Here is a 13990-nt window from a genome sequence, read left to right on the forward strand (position 1 = left end):
CCGGGCTCGTCCCGGCCATCCACGTCGCGAGGCGGGAAGGACGTGGATGCCCGGGACAAGCCCGGGCATGACGGAGTAGCCCACTCGGACGCCTGCTTGTCGCGACTGCCCGTCGGGCAAATCGGATCAGCTCTCGGGTGCGATCGATGCGATTAACGGAGGTTGCCAGTCGTCCCGTTGCTCTATTCCCTTCGCGGCGAAGAACTTTTTTCGCCCGCGATTTCAATCTCGTCCGCTTGATCAGTCGGACTCCGTCAAAAATTTCACTTTCGTTTTTCCAGAATCCATGGTCTTCTCCCTCCATCCCGCTTCGCTTGCGAGGGGCGTTTCGCGATCGTCACGAGGCGCGAGGCGGGAATGCGGTGGCCGCGAGGGCTCGCAGCATGTCCTAGGGGCATGCGGACGAACGAGGCTCTTGCGGACGTGAAGCTGCGTGGTCCTGGCGCCCCGATGCTGGCGCCAAGTCGGAAGGGCGATGATCCCGACGACAACGGTGGCTAACAGGCCGGACACCGGGGAGAGCGTAGAGTAAGCGTGAAGACCATCGCGCGGGGAAGGCCGGGTCGGTCCGGCTGTACCTGTGGTTCCTGCCCCGTGCATTTTTCCGGCACGGGGGCCACGGGCCTCAGCCGAGGCCCGGCCTTCCCTGCGCCCTCTGCAAGGAGAGGGCGATCAGACGAGCAAAGACTCGGACGCGAAAGCGGGTGCGAGGATGACCAGTCGTGCCGAAAATTCCGGTGTCGTCCCGGCGAACGCCGGGACCCAGACTCCCCGACATGGGTGTGAGGCACGCTGGAGCGATGAGACCGGGCGGTCATGCCGGCCGGTGGTTATGGATCCCGGCGTTCGCCGGGATGACACTGAGGGGTGGGAGCAGGCTGGCCTCCATCGGCGTGTAGCGATGTGTCAGCCATGTCTCCGAACGGTCGTCTCACACGTTCGAAATCGAGCAGTGACCAGCTCATGATCGATGACGACGCGATGGAACGTCAGCGCGGCAAAACAGCAAAAAGCCGGGCGGAGCCCGGCCTTGATGATCTGACGATGCAGCCGCCCTCAGTAGGGGATCGGGATCCGGGTCGGATAGCCGCCGAGATCGGATGGTGCCATCAGCGGCTGGCGGTCGATCGGCCGGTTCAGATTCTCGCGCGCGAACGACGGGTAGCCGACAGCCGGCGGGAACGCATAGTCCGAGAACTTGCGGTCGCCCGGGAGCACCTCGGTGCCGCCGTCGAGGAACGAGCGGCGGGTGATGTAGATGCGGGTGCGCGGGCCGGACTGGTAGGAATAGTTCGGATTGCCGTTGTTGGTGACGGCAACGGCACGGCGCTTGGTGGTGGCGGCATCCGCCGAGGTGGCGGCAAGAGACGTGACGGCAAGGCCCGTCGCGGCGATCACCGCCAAGGCCATGACCCGGGTCGCAGCAGGAAATTCGATCATCACGTCCTCTTCCTCGCGCCAAAAGGGGCGGGCGCTCGCCATGCGCATGATTTGGCCCGCACAATATCTGGGTCGGCTGTGGCATCACAAGGTCATTCCCGCGGCGACGGGCAAGATAAATCCCTGCTGTGGCGGGAAAGTTGCATCAATATCCGTCACTTGCCCGTGGGTTTGACGGGTCGAATAGGATGCGGTCACGCCCAGCAACATCCGGACGCAGGCAGACATTCACAAGGCGCCGCGCAGCCTCGGATTGGCGGTCGAAGTCACCCAATCGCCGCTGCCGCTGGCGACGGCGGGTTCGTCGCAGCCGCCGCGCCGCTGATCGGTCCCAATGAAAAGCTGGCTCAGGGCCCGGTTCTGGTCGGGCGCCAGCAGGGTCAGCCGGTTGAGCATGCAGCCGACCATGGCGCGGCGCGCCGGCATCGTCACGCCCTGGCACGACCAGCCGGAGATCCGCAAGCTCGGCTCGGCGATGGTCTTGAGAAAGCCGAGGCAGGCTCCGGCGCCCTCGGGAGCCCCAGCCCGGCGAACCAGACTGACCGGTCCGAACCGGCTGTCGATCACGCCGGCGGTCTCGAGCTCGGTGGCGGTGCCCTGTCCCATCCGGAGGGCGAGATCGGCGCGCGGGTCGTGGCGCGCATCGCGCTCCACGCCGAGCCGGTAGACTTCCAGTTCGGCAGCGGGGCGATCGGCGGGTTCGCCCCAGCGCAACACGTCCTTGCGGCCGCCTTCGGGATGGATGAGCACGGTGTAGGTGGCGGTCCTGTCGGGCTGGTCGGCGAGACGGAGCGAGAACGCCGGCACTGCGCCGTCGGCCAAGGTCCAGCCGGCGCGGCCGGGCGACGTGTCATCGCCGCCGTCGAGATGGTTCCAGCCGGCCACGCCGAGCATGGCGATCAGCGCCAGAGCCCCCACATAGGCGAACAGGCGCGCAAATGTGCCGCAGACCTCGTCCGCGAAGCTCTGGAGCCCCTGCAGGACGGACGCGGATCGGGGCGCTGCGGCTGTTCTGGCCGAATCGGACTGCATCGAATGCGAGACATCGTGGTAACGTTGTGTCAGGGACGTTTCTCGCATAGAAGCGCTGCCGCTTCCGTTTCCGCCTGGTTGCGCGATCGGCCATATTTCTTCGGAGAGTGAATGATGGGTTACAAAGTCGCAGTGGTCGGCGCGACCGGCAATGTCGGACGGGAAATGCTCAATATTCTCGATGAGCGCCAGTTTCCGGCGGACGAGGTCGTGGCGCTGGCGTCACGCCGCAGCGTCGGCGTCGAGGTGTCCTATGGCGACCGCACCCTGAAGGTCAAAGCGCTCGAGCACTACGATTTTGCCGATGTCGACATCTGCCTGATGTCGGCCGGTGGTTCGGTGTCGAAGGAGTGGTCGCCCAAGATCGGCGCCGCCGGCGCGGTCGTGATCGACAACTCGTCGGCCTGGCGCATGGATCCCGACGTGCCGCTGATCGTGCCGGAGGTGAATGCCGACGCCGCCGCCGGCTTCAACAAGAAGAACATCATCGCCAACCCGAACTGCTCGACGGCGCAGCTCGTCGTCGCGCTGAAGCCGCTGCACGACAAGGCGAAGATCACGCGCGTCGTGGTGTCGACCTATCAGTCGGTGTCCGGTGCCGGCAAGGATGCGATGGACGAATTGTTCTCGCAGACCAAGGCCGTCTACACCAATGACGAGCTGGTCAATAAGAAGTTCCCCAAGCGCATCGCCTTCAACGTCATTCCGCAGATCGACGTCTTCATGGAAGACGGCTTCACCAAGGAAGAGTGGAAGATGATGATGGAGACCAAGAAGATCTTGGATCCGAAGATCAAGCTGACCGCGACCTGCGTTCGCGTGCCGGTGTTCGTCGGCCACTCCGAAGCCGTCAATGTCGAGTTCGAGAATCCGATCACGGCGGATGAGGCCCGCAACATCCTGCGCAACGCGCCGGGCTGCCTCGTCATCGACAAGCACGAGCCGGGCGGCTACGTGACGCCCTACGAGGCGGCCGGCGAGGACGCGACCTATATCAGCCGCATCCGCGAGGACGGCACGGTCGAGAACGGTCTCGCCTTCTGGTGCGTGTCCGACAACCTGCGCAAGGGCGCGGCGCTGAACGCGATCCAGATCGCGGAGGTCTTGATCAACCGCAAGCTGATCACCGCGAAGAAGAAGGCGGCGTAACGGACTCGGTCAACACGCAACGTCTTCGGGGCGGGGGCGCGGGACACGATGAGCGAGAAGACCACGCCGGAAGCCGCCAAGCACGTCCCGGGTCCGGTCGAGCGCGGCCTCGAAGGCTTCCTGTTCAAGAGCCGCTGGCTGATGGCGCCGTTCTATGTCGGCCTCGTCATCAGCCTCGCGGTGCTCTTGTTCAAGTTCGTGTTGCTGCTGTGGGAGAGTGTCATTCATCTGCCCACCGCCAAGGAAAGCGACATCATCCTCGGCGTGCTCAGCCTGATCGACGTCTGCCTGACCGGCAATCTCGTGCTGATCGTGGTGTTCTCGGGCTACGAGAACTTCGTCTCGCGCATCGATCCCGGCGGCCATCCGGACTGGCCGGAATGGATGACCAAGGTCGACTTCGCCGGGCTGAAGCAGAAGCTGCTCGCCTCGATCGTCGCGATCTCGGCGATCCAGCTGTTGAAGGCGTTCATGAATCTCGACGCCGGCTACGACTCGACCAAGCTCGCTTGGCTGGTCGGCGTGCACATGACCTTCGTGGTGTCGACGGTGATGCTCGCGCTGTCGGACCGCTGGTCGGGTGATCATTGAACAGGGACGAATAGCGAGGAGCGAATGGCGAATAGGGCCGATGAACTCCTCGCTACTTCCCATTCGCTATTCGCCAGCGCGCGCGCTCTTGAATTCCTTGGCCGCCTTGTCGAGCACGAACAGCGAGCCCTCGGCGACGCCGAAATAGGCCCCATGGAGCTGCAGGTCGCCGGCCTCGACCCGGCTGCGGACGAAGGGGAACGTCATCAGGTTCTCGAGGCTGCGGAACACCGCGGCCTTCTCGATCCGGGTGACGAAGTCCTGGAAACTCTCATGCGTGCGCTGTTCGACGACCTCGCCGGGCTTGATGAACATCGACATCCAGCGGCCGATGAAATCGCCGGGCGACAGGGGCGCCGCCTTGTCGACGAAGGCGCGGATGCCGCCGCATTGGGCATGGCCCAGGATGACGATGTGCTTCACCTTCAGCACGGTGACGGCGTATTCCAGCGCCGCCGACACGCCGTGCGCGTTGGCGTCCGGCTGATAGATCGGCACCAGATTGGCGATGTTGCGGAGCACGAACAATTCGCCGGGGCCGACGTCGAAGATCACCTCGGGCGAGACGCGCGAGTCGCAGCAGCCGATCACCATGACTTCGGGCGACTGGCCGCGCTCCGAGAGCTCGAGGTAACGGCTCTGTTCGGTCGGCAGGCGTTGGGTGGCGAAGGCGCGATAGCCTTCGAGCAGGCGTTGCGGAAACGAGATCATGGACCTTGCCTAAACACATGCGCCTTCCGGGAACAAGCCTTTCGGCCTGGCTCTCGAAATGGTATCGCGGGCCGCGTCGATAAACCAAGGGAAACGCCGAAATGATCCGCCCGCGCCGCAGTCTCCTGTTCATGCCCGGCTCCAATGCGCGTGCGCTGGAGAAGGGGCGGAACCTGCCGGCCGACGGGCTGATCCTCGATCTCGAGGATTCGGTGGCGCCGGATGCCAAGGCCGCCGCCCGCGACCAGATCGCCAAGGCGGTGGCGGCCGATGGCTACGGCAAGCGGGAACTGCTGATCCGTATCAACAGCCTGGATACGGCGTGGTGGAGCGACGACGTCGCCATGGCGGGACAAGCGGCGACCGACGGCATCCTCGTTCCCAAGGTGTCGACCGTCGAGGACCTTCGTCTGGTCACGGATCGTCTGGCCGAGGTCGGGGCAGATCCGGCGCTGAAGGTCTGGGCCATGATCGAGACGGCGCGCGCCGTGCTCGATGCCGATCTGCTCGCGGCCACGGTGCACGAGCCGGGCTCGCGGCTCGCCGGCTTCGTGTTCGGTCCCAATGACATCTCGCGCGAGACCCGCATCCGCATGCTGCCGGGCCGCTCCACGATGCTGCCGATGATCAGCCACTGCATCCTGGCGACGCGGGCCCATGGGCTGGAGATTCTGGACGGGCCTTACAGCGACTTCGCCAACACCGACGGCTTCGCGCAAGAATGCATCCAGGCCCGCGATCTCGGCTTCGATGGCAAGACGCTGATCCATCCCGGCCAGATCGATGCCTGCAACGCGATCTTCACGCCGCCGGCCGACGAGGTCGCCGCGGCACGCAAGATCATTGCCGCGTTCGAGCTGCCGGAGAATGCTTCGCGCGGCGCGATCCAGATCGACGGCCGCATGGTCGAGCGGCTGCATGCCGAGATGGCGCGGCGCACGATCGCGATCGCCGATGCGATCGCGGCTGTGGCGAAGTGAGGCGTCAGATGCGGCGGAGACTGAGGATGTAGTTGACCAAGTCGCCGCGCTGCTCGGCGGTCAGGATGACGTTGGGCATCGTCGGGTGGCTGCTCTGCAGGAACACCTTGAGCGACAGCTCGGTGGTCGAGGGCATGTTGGCGACGGCCACAAAGTCGGGGGCGGTCGTGGTCTGGCTTCGCGCGCCGCTCGTGTCGATGGCGTGGCAGGTGCTGCACCAGGCCTCCGCCAGCTTGCGGCCGGCCTGCACGCTGTCGGCCGCGGGCGTCACGCCGCCGGCATTGTGCAGCCGGATCAGCAGCATCGCGCCGAGCGCGAGCAGGATCGCGACGCCGACATGGAGCCAGGTGTTGCGGTACAGTTTGGGCAGGCTCATCGCGTTGCTTCGCTCAGTGGGAGGGAGACGGCGATCAGTGCTTGACCGCGGCGGTGCCCAGGCGGTCGATGGTCGGGGCGTTGAGGCAGTACTCCTCATAGTGCTCGGCGCTCGTGCCGGCGGCAAGATCGCGATGGCAGCGCGGCTTGTCCTTGCACATGGCGCAGACGCGCTCCATGTCGCGCAGCACCAGCGGCTCGGCACGCCCCAGCGCGGCTTCGTCGATGCCGAGCGCCTTCAGCATCCGGGGCAGCTCATCGGCGGCGTGCTCGCCGTGACGGACCAGCTCGTCGAGATCCGCCGGTGTGACCTGCAGGTCCATCGCGATGCGCTCGAAATCGTCGCGGTCCAGCTGCCGGATCTCGCTCAGCTCACGCCGGTGTCGGAGCCATTGCGCGAACGTATCGATCAGGAACTGAACCCGCGGATAGGGCTTGGCGTCTACGGTCATGACACGTCTCCGATGATTGTTCGCAATCAATCACCGGGTGGACGCGCGGACGTTGCGGTAGATCAAGCAGCGAATCGGTCCTGCGCAGGCTGCAAAGCTGCGCGGCGAAGGTCAGCGCGGGGCAAATCGCTCGGCCGCCCACGCATAGAGGCTGCCAGGGATCGGCGCCTCGCCGCCGCGGCCCTTCGGCGAGATGTGCAGGCCGATGATCGCGGGATCGCCGATCAGGCCGGAGAAGTCAGAGGGATCGAAGAACGCCTTCGGCTCGGCATGGACAGCGTAGAAGCTGCGCTTCGGCAGCGCGTGGCGCAGCGAGCCGTGGCGGCGGGCCAGCGCCGTCAGCGCGGCAGGGCCGAAGATGGCGACGCGGATGTCCGAGAGGCGGTCGGAGCCGCCGCGCAGGCGGCGCATCGCATAGGTGAGGCGATGACGCAGCGACAGCCAGTTCGGCGTCAGCTCGTCCTGCGCCATCAGCGCAGCGAACTCGGCGACGATCGGATCGTCCGGCGGCAGGTAGAGCACGGAGTTGCCGAGCTGCCGCGGACGCTCCCAGGCGAAGTAGGGCAGAGTCGGATCGATCTCGACCGGCCTGAGCAGCAGCACGTCGGCATCGAGCCAGAGGCCGGCGCGCTGTGCCATCAGCCGCATCCGGAAGAAGTCGCTGAACTGCAAGGTGGTCCAATCGCGCCAGCTGCCGTCGGGCTGCGGCGGCCTGAGACGTTCGGAGAATGCGTAAGGAAGGATCGTCTCGGCCTCGGCATTGCCGACGCCATCGGGCAGGCCGGGCAGCGGGTCGAAGCTGTAGACGGTGACCTTGTGGCCGGCGGCGAGCTGCGAGCGCAGGCAGGTCTGGCGCAGCCGGTCGAGCGGCCCGCGCCAGAAGGTGACGACCTCGGGCAATACACGCGTCAACGGCGGACCTGCTGGGCTGCTCTCGAAACAAGGCCCCGGACGAGGTCCGGGGCCCGCGAACTCTCTGCCTTCAAGCGGGGCTCAGGCCCAGGCGCGCTCGGCCAGCTTGGCCTCGTAGCTGTCGATCGAGGCCTTCTTCTCCAGCGTCAGCCCGATGTCGTCGAGCCCATTGAGCAGGCAGTGCTTGCGGAACGGATCGATGTCGAACTTGACGGTGCCGCCGTCGGGGCCGCGGATCTCCTGGTTGGCGAGATCAACCGTCAAGGTCGCGTTGGCACCGCGCTCGGCGTCGTCGAACAGCTTGTCGAGATCGGCCTGCGACACGCGGATCGGCAGGATGCCGTTCTTGAAGCAGTTGTTGTAGAAGATGTCGCCGAACGAGGTCGAGATCACGCAGCGGATGCCGAAATCGAGCAGCGCCCAGGGGGCGTGCTCGCGGCTCGAGCCGCAGCCGAAATTGTCGCCGGCGACCAGGATCTTGGAATTGCGGTAGGCCGGCTGGTTGAGGACGAAATCCGGGTTCTCGCTGCCGTCGTCCTTGTAGCGCTGCTCCGAGAACAGGCCCTTGCCGAGGCCGGTGCGCTTGATGGTCTTCAGGTATTGCTTGGGGATGATCATGTCGGTGTCGACATTGATGATCTTCAGCGGCGCGGCGACGCCTTCCAGCGTGGTGAACTTGTCCATCGGGGCACCTTCGAGAATACGGGCAGGCCGCTGTTTAGCCCGAACGGCAGGGCGGATAAAGTCAAAATCCCGGTGCTATCGGCCGGGTCGTCAGTCGACGGACGCCTCGATCGCCTCCATGTCGTCGTCGGACATTCCGAAATGGTGGCCGATCTCGTGGATCAGGACGTGGCGGACGATGTGCCCAAGACTCTCGTCGTGCTCGGCCCAGTAATCCAGGATCGGACGGCGGTAGAGCCAGATCATGTTGGGCAGCCGGGGCAGGTCGTCGTTGCTGCGAAACGGCAGTCCCGTGCCCTGGAACAGGCCGAGCAGGTCGAACTCGCTTTCGGCCTGCATCTCGTCGAGCACCTCCTCGGTCGGAAAGTCGTCGACCCGGATGATGACGCCCTCGCAAAGCCTGCGAAAATGCTCGGGCAGACGCTCGAACATCTCGTGCGCCATGACTTCCATGTCGGCGAGCGATGGGGCTTTCAGATCCGTCCACATTGCCGCCTTCTAGCCCGGCTTTGATCATCTTGCACCTTGGTTCTATGACATGTGGGGCGGCGCCGGTTGACGCAGGGGATGAAAACGGCGACCGTCTTGGCGCGCGAATTGGGGGTTGGGGACAGATGAGACAGATGTCGATGGTGCTGGCCGGGACGGCGCTGGCCGCGGCGGTCGTGATCTCGATCTTGGCGGGAGCGCAAGCGGAGCAGGCCGCGGGCGTACGCGGCGCCGTCCAGAGCGAGATGAGCACGGATCTCTCCGCGCAGCGTCGGCAACGACGAATCCAGATCTATCCGCGCTACGAGGGCCATTGGCAGCCCGATGTGGTGCCGCGCTTCAATCCGGGTCCGAACGCAGTTCGTGTATGCGATGCCACCTATGTTCCAGAGCATCGGCCGAGCGGCACCGTGATCGTCCCGCATATGAGTTGCGTCTGGCGGCGCGGCTGACCGCTGGTCCCGCGCACTGCGCTGCTTGGCGGCGCGGCGAGGCGCGGATCGAGCGCGGCGACGTCACCGTCCGGACACAGTGCCGATATGTCGCGCACTGCGGTGGAACAATGCGCGACATATCGGCATTCTGCTCCTGCGCAGGTCTTCATGTCCCATTCACGTCGCTCGTTCGAGACTGGTCTGCGTCGCGCTGCTGCGGCCGCCCTTCAGGCAACTGACAAGGCGGAATGTACGGTGCCGGACGTGATGTCAGGCGATCGAGGGAGAAGTTCATGACTGTAATGAAGCTGTTGGGCATCGCGGCGGTTGGCGCCGTTCTCGCGATGGCTGCCCCCGCCGAACGCGCGCAGGCGCTGTCGCTGATCAATCCGGGCGCCGCGACCGCGGTGCAGCAGGGCACGGCGCAGGAGACCACGCAGGCGCATTGGCACGGCCGCCACCATTGGCATCCCCGGCGCCACTACTATCCTCGGCATTACTATCATCCGCGGCATCACTGGCGGCCGCATCACTACGGATATCGCCATCACGGCCGCTGGTAAGCCGCGCTTTCCGGCCGATCGAGACAATGACCGAAATCAAACAGGCCCGCTTTGCGGGCCTGTACGTTGATGGGGGCTGGCAACGAGGTTCGCCATGAAACCATCAGTCAACAGAACCTGGCTCGGGATCGGCATCGTCACGGTGGCGATGCTGCTCGCGAGTTCCGCCGCCACCTCTCCTGTCGCCGCAGCGCCCGCCGTCACGCAGGCGCGTCAGACCGCAACGGATCCTGGCCCGCGCCGGGAGGGTCGCAGAGTGAAGCCCGTGGTGTCGACGGCGGAGGTGCCCCACTATCTTGACCGTCCCACGGACTACGCGCCGGCCTATCCGCCGGGCCCCTTGGTTCTATTCACGCCGTTCTACGATTGAGGCCATGTCAGCGAGGCGCGTCGCGTTCGCGGAGCAAATGCCTGCGCGTGGTTAGTTGCGAAGTCCCCGCACGAGCAGCGCGTCAACCCTTGCGTCGGCATCCGTGATCCTGAGTTGCAGGACGACCTAGAGGCTCACGTGCATCTCCTCTGCCGCGACGCCACGCCGCAGATGCGCGTGCACCGTGCATCACTGACGAGCATCATTCATGCCGCATTCACGTCGCTATCTCTACGTTCATGTTGGGGGGGCCAATCCACCGATCGGACGACCAGCATCGGCGCTGCATGGGTCCATCGTTGCACGGCATTCAGGGAGAAGGGACCATGATGAGGATGAAGGACCAGCGCGCTGGTCTGGCTCGTCGCCTCAGTCTTGCGGCGGCGACATTGTTTCTCTTGGCCGGCGCGTCCGGCCGGCCGGCGCTTGCGATGTCGCCGGTGAGTCCCGGCGCCGGGCCTGCGACGCAGGCGCCCTCCGACGTGTTGGCCGTTCAGGTCCGAGGACCCGGCGGCCATGGCGGGGGTGGCGGCGGCGGACATCCCGGCGGTGGTGGATTTCACGGCGGACCGGCCTTCCACGGCGGCGGCGGTGGCCCGGCGTTCCATGGCGGCGGCGGCCACGCCTTCGGAGGCGGCGGTCCGCGTCCCGTCTTCCACGGCGGCGGCCCGGCCTTTCACGGCGGATTCGGCCCGCGGCCGGTGTTCCATGGCGGCGGCTATCATTATCGTCCGCACTATGCCTACCGGCCGTACTTCCATCACCACCGCCGGCACTTCTACGGCTATCGCAGCTACTACACGCCGGTCTATACGTCCGGCTACTACTATCCTTATCGCCGCTGTCGCGTCGTCTGGACCTATTACGGGCCGCGCCGCATCTGCCACTATCGGCATTGGCGGGGTCATCACTGGCGTCCGCATCACCGGTGGCATCATCGCCACCACCGGCACCATTGGCGCTACTACTGACGGTGTCTGAAGTTCGAACGAGACAGGGAAGGACGCTCAACGGCGTCCTTCTCTCATTTCAAGGGGATGAGTGGGGCGCGGCGGTCAGAGCCAGTCCTTGAACTGCCAGTTCCTCACACTCAGCTTCCAGGGCACCAGCGTTTCCAGGCGCCATTTGGCAAAGCGGCCGGGCGGCCAGTTCGACAGCCGCCGCTCCTCCTTCGGAGCCTCGGGCTGGGCAATGATCTTGGCGGGCGGTGTCTTCCGGCGCTGGCGCGTCGCATCACGGATGAGGTCGACGTATTCCGGCTTGTCGGCCATGTCAGGCTCCTCGGCACGTTCCTCTGCAGACGCAGCGCGTCCGGCGGTAGGATTGTGCGCGCTGAGACTTAAGAAGCCATTGCCGAACCGTGTCGATGTTGAGGTGAAATGAAAAACGCGACGGCTTGGTGAAGCCATCGCGCTCGTTTGTAGACCGGCCGCCGTGCCGGATGTGAAGCAGCGAGATGACGTCAGCGCCAGTCGCGCACGTCGACGAAGTGCCCTGCGATCGCGGCCGCCGCAGCCATCGCGGGCGACACCAGGTGGGTGCGGCCCTTGAAGCCCTGGCGTCCCTCGAAATTTCGGTTCGAGGTCGAGGCGCAGCGCTCTTCGGGCGCCAGCTTGTCCGGGTTCATGGCGAGGCACATCGAGCAGCCTGGCTCGCGCCATTCGAAGCCGGCCTTGATGAAGATCTTGTCGAGGCCCTCGGCTTCCGCCTGCTCCTTGACGATGCCCGAGCCCGGCACGACCATCGCATTGACGTGGCCGCTGACGGTCTTGCCTTCGGCGATCTTGGCTGCGGCGCGCAGATCCTCGATGCGACCGTTGGTGCACGAGCCGATGAAGACGCGGTCGAGCTTGATGTCGGTGATCTTCGTGCCCGCGGTCAGGCCCATGTACTTCAGCGCGCGATGCTTGGAGATGCGCTTGGCCTCGTCGGCGATCTTGTCCGGATCGGGCACAACGCCGGTTACCGAGATCACGTCCTCGGGCGAGGTGCCCCAGGTCACGATCGGCGGCAGCTTGGCGGCGTCGAGCCGGAGCTCATGGTCGAAATGCGCGCCGTCGTCGGAGCGCAGCGTCTCCCAGTAGCGCATCGCCGCATCCCAGGCCGCGCCCTTCGGCGCCTTGGGACGGCCGCGCAGGAAGTCGAACGCCTTCTGGTCGGGCGCGACCAACCCGGCTCGTGCGCCGCCCTCGATCGACATGTTGCAGACGGTCATGCGGCCTTCCATCGACAGCGCGCGGATCGCCTCGCCGGCATATTCCAGCACGTAGCCGGTACCACCCGCGGTGCCGATCTCGCCGATGATGGCGAGGATGATGTCCTTGCCCGTCACGCCGTCCGGCAGCACGCCGTCAACCGTGACGCGCATGTTCTTGGCCTTCTTCTGGATCAGGGTCTGCGTCGCCAGCACATGCTCGACCTCGGAGGTGCCGATGCCGTGCGCCAGCGCGCCGAACGCGCCATGCGTCGAGGTGTGGCTATCCCCGCAGACGATCGTGGTGCCGGGCAGCGTGAAACCCTGCTCGGGGCCGATGACGTGAACGATGCCCTGGCGGCGGTCGAACTCGTTGTAATATTCGATGCCGAATTCCTTGGCGTTCTCGGCGAGCGCCTTGATCTGCTCGATGCTCTCCGGATCAGGGTTCGGCTTGGTGCGGTCGGTGGTCGGCACGTTGTGGTCGACGACGGCGAGCGTCTTCTCCGGTGCATGCACCTTGCGGCCGGTGGCGCGTAGGCCTTCGAACGCTTGCGGCGAGGTGACCTCGTGCACCAGGTGACGGTCGATGTAGAGCAGGCAGGTGCCGTCCTCGGCTTCGTGCACCAGATGGTCGTTCCAGATCTTGTCGTACAGCGTGGTCGGTTTCGACATGAGCGAATGCTCCCGGGAATTTAAGGTTTGAAACAGGACGCGTGAGGGGCACGCGTGAACAATCAGGAATGGCGCTGCGGCTTACAGCGCGCGCCTAAGCTCTGATGTCGCCGAGGTGGCGAAGCGTCCGAAGAACCGCCCGGGCAGCCGGCGGCGATCGTCGATGACGACGCGGCGACAGGCCATGCTGGTGCGATCTAGAACCATTTCAGAGGGATATATAGCACGCACGCCGGGGAGTGCGAGATGCGTTTGTCGCGGTGAGGACGCGCGATCTCTCCGCCGCCATTCCGGGCGCGTCGAAGACGCGAACCCGGAATCCCGAGGTGATCAGGCCATCTTGAGATTCCGGGCTCAGCCCCTTCGGGGCTGCCCCGGAATGACAGCAGCGTAAAAGAAAAAGCGCGGGACCAGCCCGCGCTCTCCGTCAACCCACTGAAAGCAACGATTACTCGTTGACGGCGGTCTGCTGCCGGTCCTGCTTCTCGACGATGCGGGCCGACTTGCCGCGCAGCTGACGCAGGTAATACAGCTTGGCGCGACGCACCTTGCCGCGGCGCACGACCTTGATCGAATCGATCATCGGGGAGAGGATCGGGAACACGCGCTCCACGCCCTCGCCATAGGAGATCTTGCGCACGGTGAAGCTCTCGTTGATGCCGCCGCCGGACCGGCCGATGCAGACGCCCTCATAGGCCTGCACGCGCGTGCGCTCGCCTTCGACCACCTTCACGTTGACGATCACGGTGTCGCCTGGGCCGAACTCCGGAATGGTCTTGTTGGCGGACAGCTTGTCGAACTGCTCTTTTTCGAGCTGCTGAATCAGGTTCACGGGTAAATCTCCATCGGCGGCGCGCCCAGCCGGGTCACGCGGGGGCTGCGCTTGTTCCTGCCGTCACTTGCGGAATTGGGCGCTCCTATAAGCCAAAGCGCGAGGCT

At 65.4% G+C, this 13990-nt stretch carries 18 protein-coding genes; 7 read left to right on the top strand and 11 right to left on the bottom strand.

Features of this window, described 5'->3' with window-relative positions; genetic code table 11:
- Positions 1 to 1056: 1056 nt before the first annotated feature.
- Entirely contained in the window at positions 1057 to 1440 is a 384-nt protein-coding gene (locus QX121_RS10795) for a hypothetical protein (protein WP_315740669.1), read from the bottom strand.
- A gap of 228 nt (positions 1441 to 1668) precedes the next feature.
- Entirely contained in the window at positions 1669 to 2472 is an 804-nt protein-coding gene (locus QX121_RS10800; RefSeq protein ID WP_315811909.1) for a hypothetical protein, read from the bottom strand.
- 114 nt (positions 2473 to 2586) lie between these two features.
- On the opposite strand from QX121_RS10800, the gene QX121_RS10805 reads away from it, so the two are divergent.
- Both QX121_RS10805 and QX121_RS10810 read left to right on the top strand, forming a co-directional pair.
- On the top strand, positions 2587 to 3621 hold the full coding sequence (locus QX121_RS10805) for an aspartate-semialdehyde dehydrogenase (RefSeq protein ID WP_315740740.1): 1035 nt from the start codon (positions 2587 to 2589) through the stop codon (positions 3619 to 3621).
- A 48-nt stretch (positions 3622 to 3669) separates the two neighbouring features.
- Positions 3670 to 4212, top strand: coding sequence for a TIGR00645 family protein (locus tag QX121_RS10810; RefSeq protein ID WP_315740671.1), 543 nt, complete (start codon positions 3670 to 3672; stop codon positions 4210 to 4212).
- A gap of 66 nt (positions 4213 to 4278) precedes the next feature.
- Here QX121_RS10810 and QX121_RS10815 read toward each other — a convergent pair whose 3' ends face one another.
- Positions 4279 to 4923 (bottom strand): carbonic anhydrase, encoded by a 645-nt coding sequence (locus QX121_RS10815; RefSeq protein ID WP_315740672.1) that lies wholly within the window; start codon positions 4921 to 4923, stop codon positions 4279 to 4281.
- A 101-nt stretch (positions 4924 to 5024) separates the two neighbouring features.
- On the opposite strand from QX121_RS10815, the gene QX121_RS10820 reads away from it, so the two are divergent.
- Positions 5025 to 5903, top strand: a complete 879-nt coding sequence (locus tag QX121_RS10820) for a CoA ester lyase (RefSeq protein ID WP_315740673.1) — start codon at positions 5025 to 5027, stop codon at positions 5901 to 5903.
- A 4-nt stretch (positions 5904 to 5907) separates the two neighbouring features.
- On the opposite strand, the gene QX121_RS10825 is transcribed toward QX121_RS10820, so the two are convergent.
- From QX121_RS10825 to QX121_RS10845, 5 genes are all read right to left on the bottom strand, one after another.
- A complete protein-coding gene (locus tag QX121_RS10825; RefSeq protein WP_315781693.1) occupies positions 5908 to 6279 on the bottom strand; it encodes a cytochrome c in 372 nt (123 codons plus the stop codon).
- Between the two features lie 34 nt (positions 6280 to 6313).
- Positions 6314 to 6730 (bottom strand): DUF6455 family protein, encoded by a 417-nt coding sequence (locus tag QX121_RS10830; RefSeq protein ID WP_315770567.1) that lies wholly within the window; start codon positions 6728 to 6730, stop codon positions 6314 to 6316.
- Positions 6731 to 6841: 111 nt separating this feature from the next.
- The gene (locus QX121_RS10835) at positions 6842 to 7642 is read right to left on the bottom strand and encodes a hypothetical protein (protein WP_315811910.1); all 801 of its coding nucleotides are present in this window, start codon (positions 7640 to 7642) and stop codon (positions 6842 to 6844) included.
- A gap of 81 nt (positions 7643 to 7723) precedes the next feature.
- Entirely contained in the window at positions 7724 to 8326 is a 603-nt protein-coding gene (leuD, locus tag QX121_RS10840) for a 3-isopropylmalate dehydratase small subunit (protein WP_315777298.1), read from the bottom strand.
- A 90-nt stretch (positions 8327 to 8416) separates the two neighbouring features.
- Positions 8417 to 8815: a metallopeptidase family protein gene (locus tag QX121_RS10845; RefSeq protein ID WP_315740677.1), complete on the bottom strand. Its 399-nt coding sequence runs from the start codon at positions 8813 to 8815 to the stop codon at positions 8417 to 8419.
- 143 nt (positions 8816 to 8958) lie between these two features.
- Here QX121_RS10845 and QX121_RS10850 point away from each other — a divergent pair, with 143 nt between their 5' ends.
- The 4 genes from QX121_RS10850 to QX121_RS10865 all read left to right on the top strand — a co-directional run bounded on the left by QX121_RS10850 (position 8959) and on the right by QX121_RS10865 (position 11153).
- Entirely contained in the window at positions 8959 to 9267 is a 309-nt protein-coding gene (locus QX121_RS10850; RefSeq protein ID WP_315812022.1) for a hypothetical protein, read from the top strand.
- 275 nt (positions 9268 to 9542) lie between these two features.
- Positions 9543 to 9812, top strand: a complete 270-nt coding sequence (locus QX121_RS10855) for a hypothetical protein (protein WP_315757121.1) — start codon at positions 9543 to 9545, stop codon at positions 9810 to 9812.
- Positions 9813 to 9906: 94 nt separating this feature from the next.
- Complete coding sequence (locus QX121_RS10860; RefSeq protein ID WP_315757122.1) at positions 9907 to 10182, top strand: hypothetical protein; 276 nt, start codon at positions 9907 to 9909, stop codon at positions 10180 to 10182.
- Between the two features lie 326 nt (positions 10183 to 10508).
- Positions 10509 to 11153 carry a hypothetical protein gene (locus QX121_RS10865; protein ID WP_315770560.1) on the top strand — a complete coding sequence of 215 codons (645 nt, stop codon included), beginning with the start codon at positions 10509 to 10511 and terminating at the stop codon, positions 11151 to 11153.
- Positions 11154 to 11237: 84 nt separating this feature from the next.
- On the opposite strand, the gene QX121_RS10870 is transcribed toward QX121_RS10865, so the two are convergent.
- From QX121_RS10870 to rplS, 3 genes are all read right to left on the bottom strand, one after another.
- Positions 11238 to 11453 carry a hypothetical protein gene (locus QX121_RS10870; protein WP_315715897.1) on the bottom strand — a complete coding sequence of 72 codons (216 nt, stop codon included), beginning with the start codon at positions 11451 to 11453 and terminating at the stop codon, positions 11238 to 11240.
- 191 nt (positions 11454 to 11644) lie between these two features.
- The gene (leuC, locus tag QX121_RS10875) at positions 11645 to 13051 is read right to left on the bottom strand and encodes a 3-isopropylmalate dehydratase large subunit (protein ID WP_315811911.1); all 1407 of its coding nucleotides are present in this window, start codon (positions 13049 to 13051) and stop codon (positions 11645 to 11647) included.
- Between the two features lie 448 nt (positions 13052 to 13499).
- Positions 13500 to 13883, bottom strand: a complete 384-nt coding sequence (rplS, locus tag QX121_RS10880) for a 50S ribosomal protein L19 (RefSeq protein WP_015663536.1) — start codon at positions 13881 to 13883, stop codon at positions 13500 to 13502.
- Positions 13884 to 13990 lie beyond the last annotated feature (107 nt).

The organism is Bradyrhizobium sp. SZCCHNR2028, from assembly GCF_032380995.1.
Classification (GTDB): domain Bacteria; phylum Pseudomonadota; class Alphaproteobacteria; order Rhizobiales; family Xanthobacteraceae; genus Bradyrhizobium.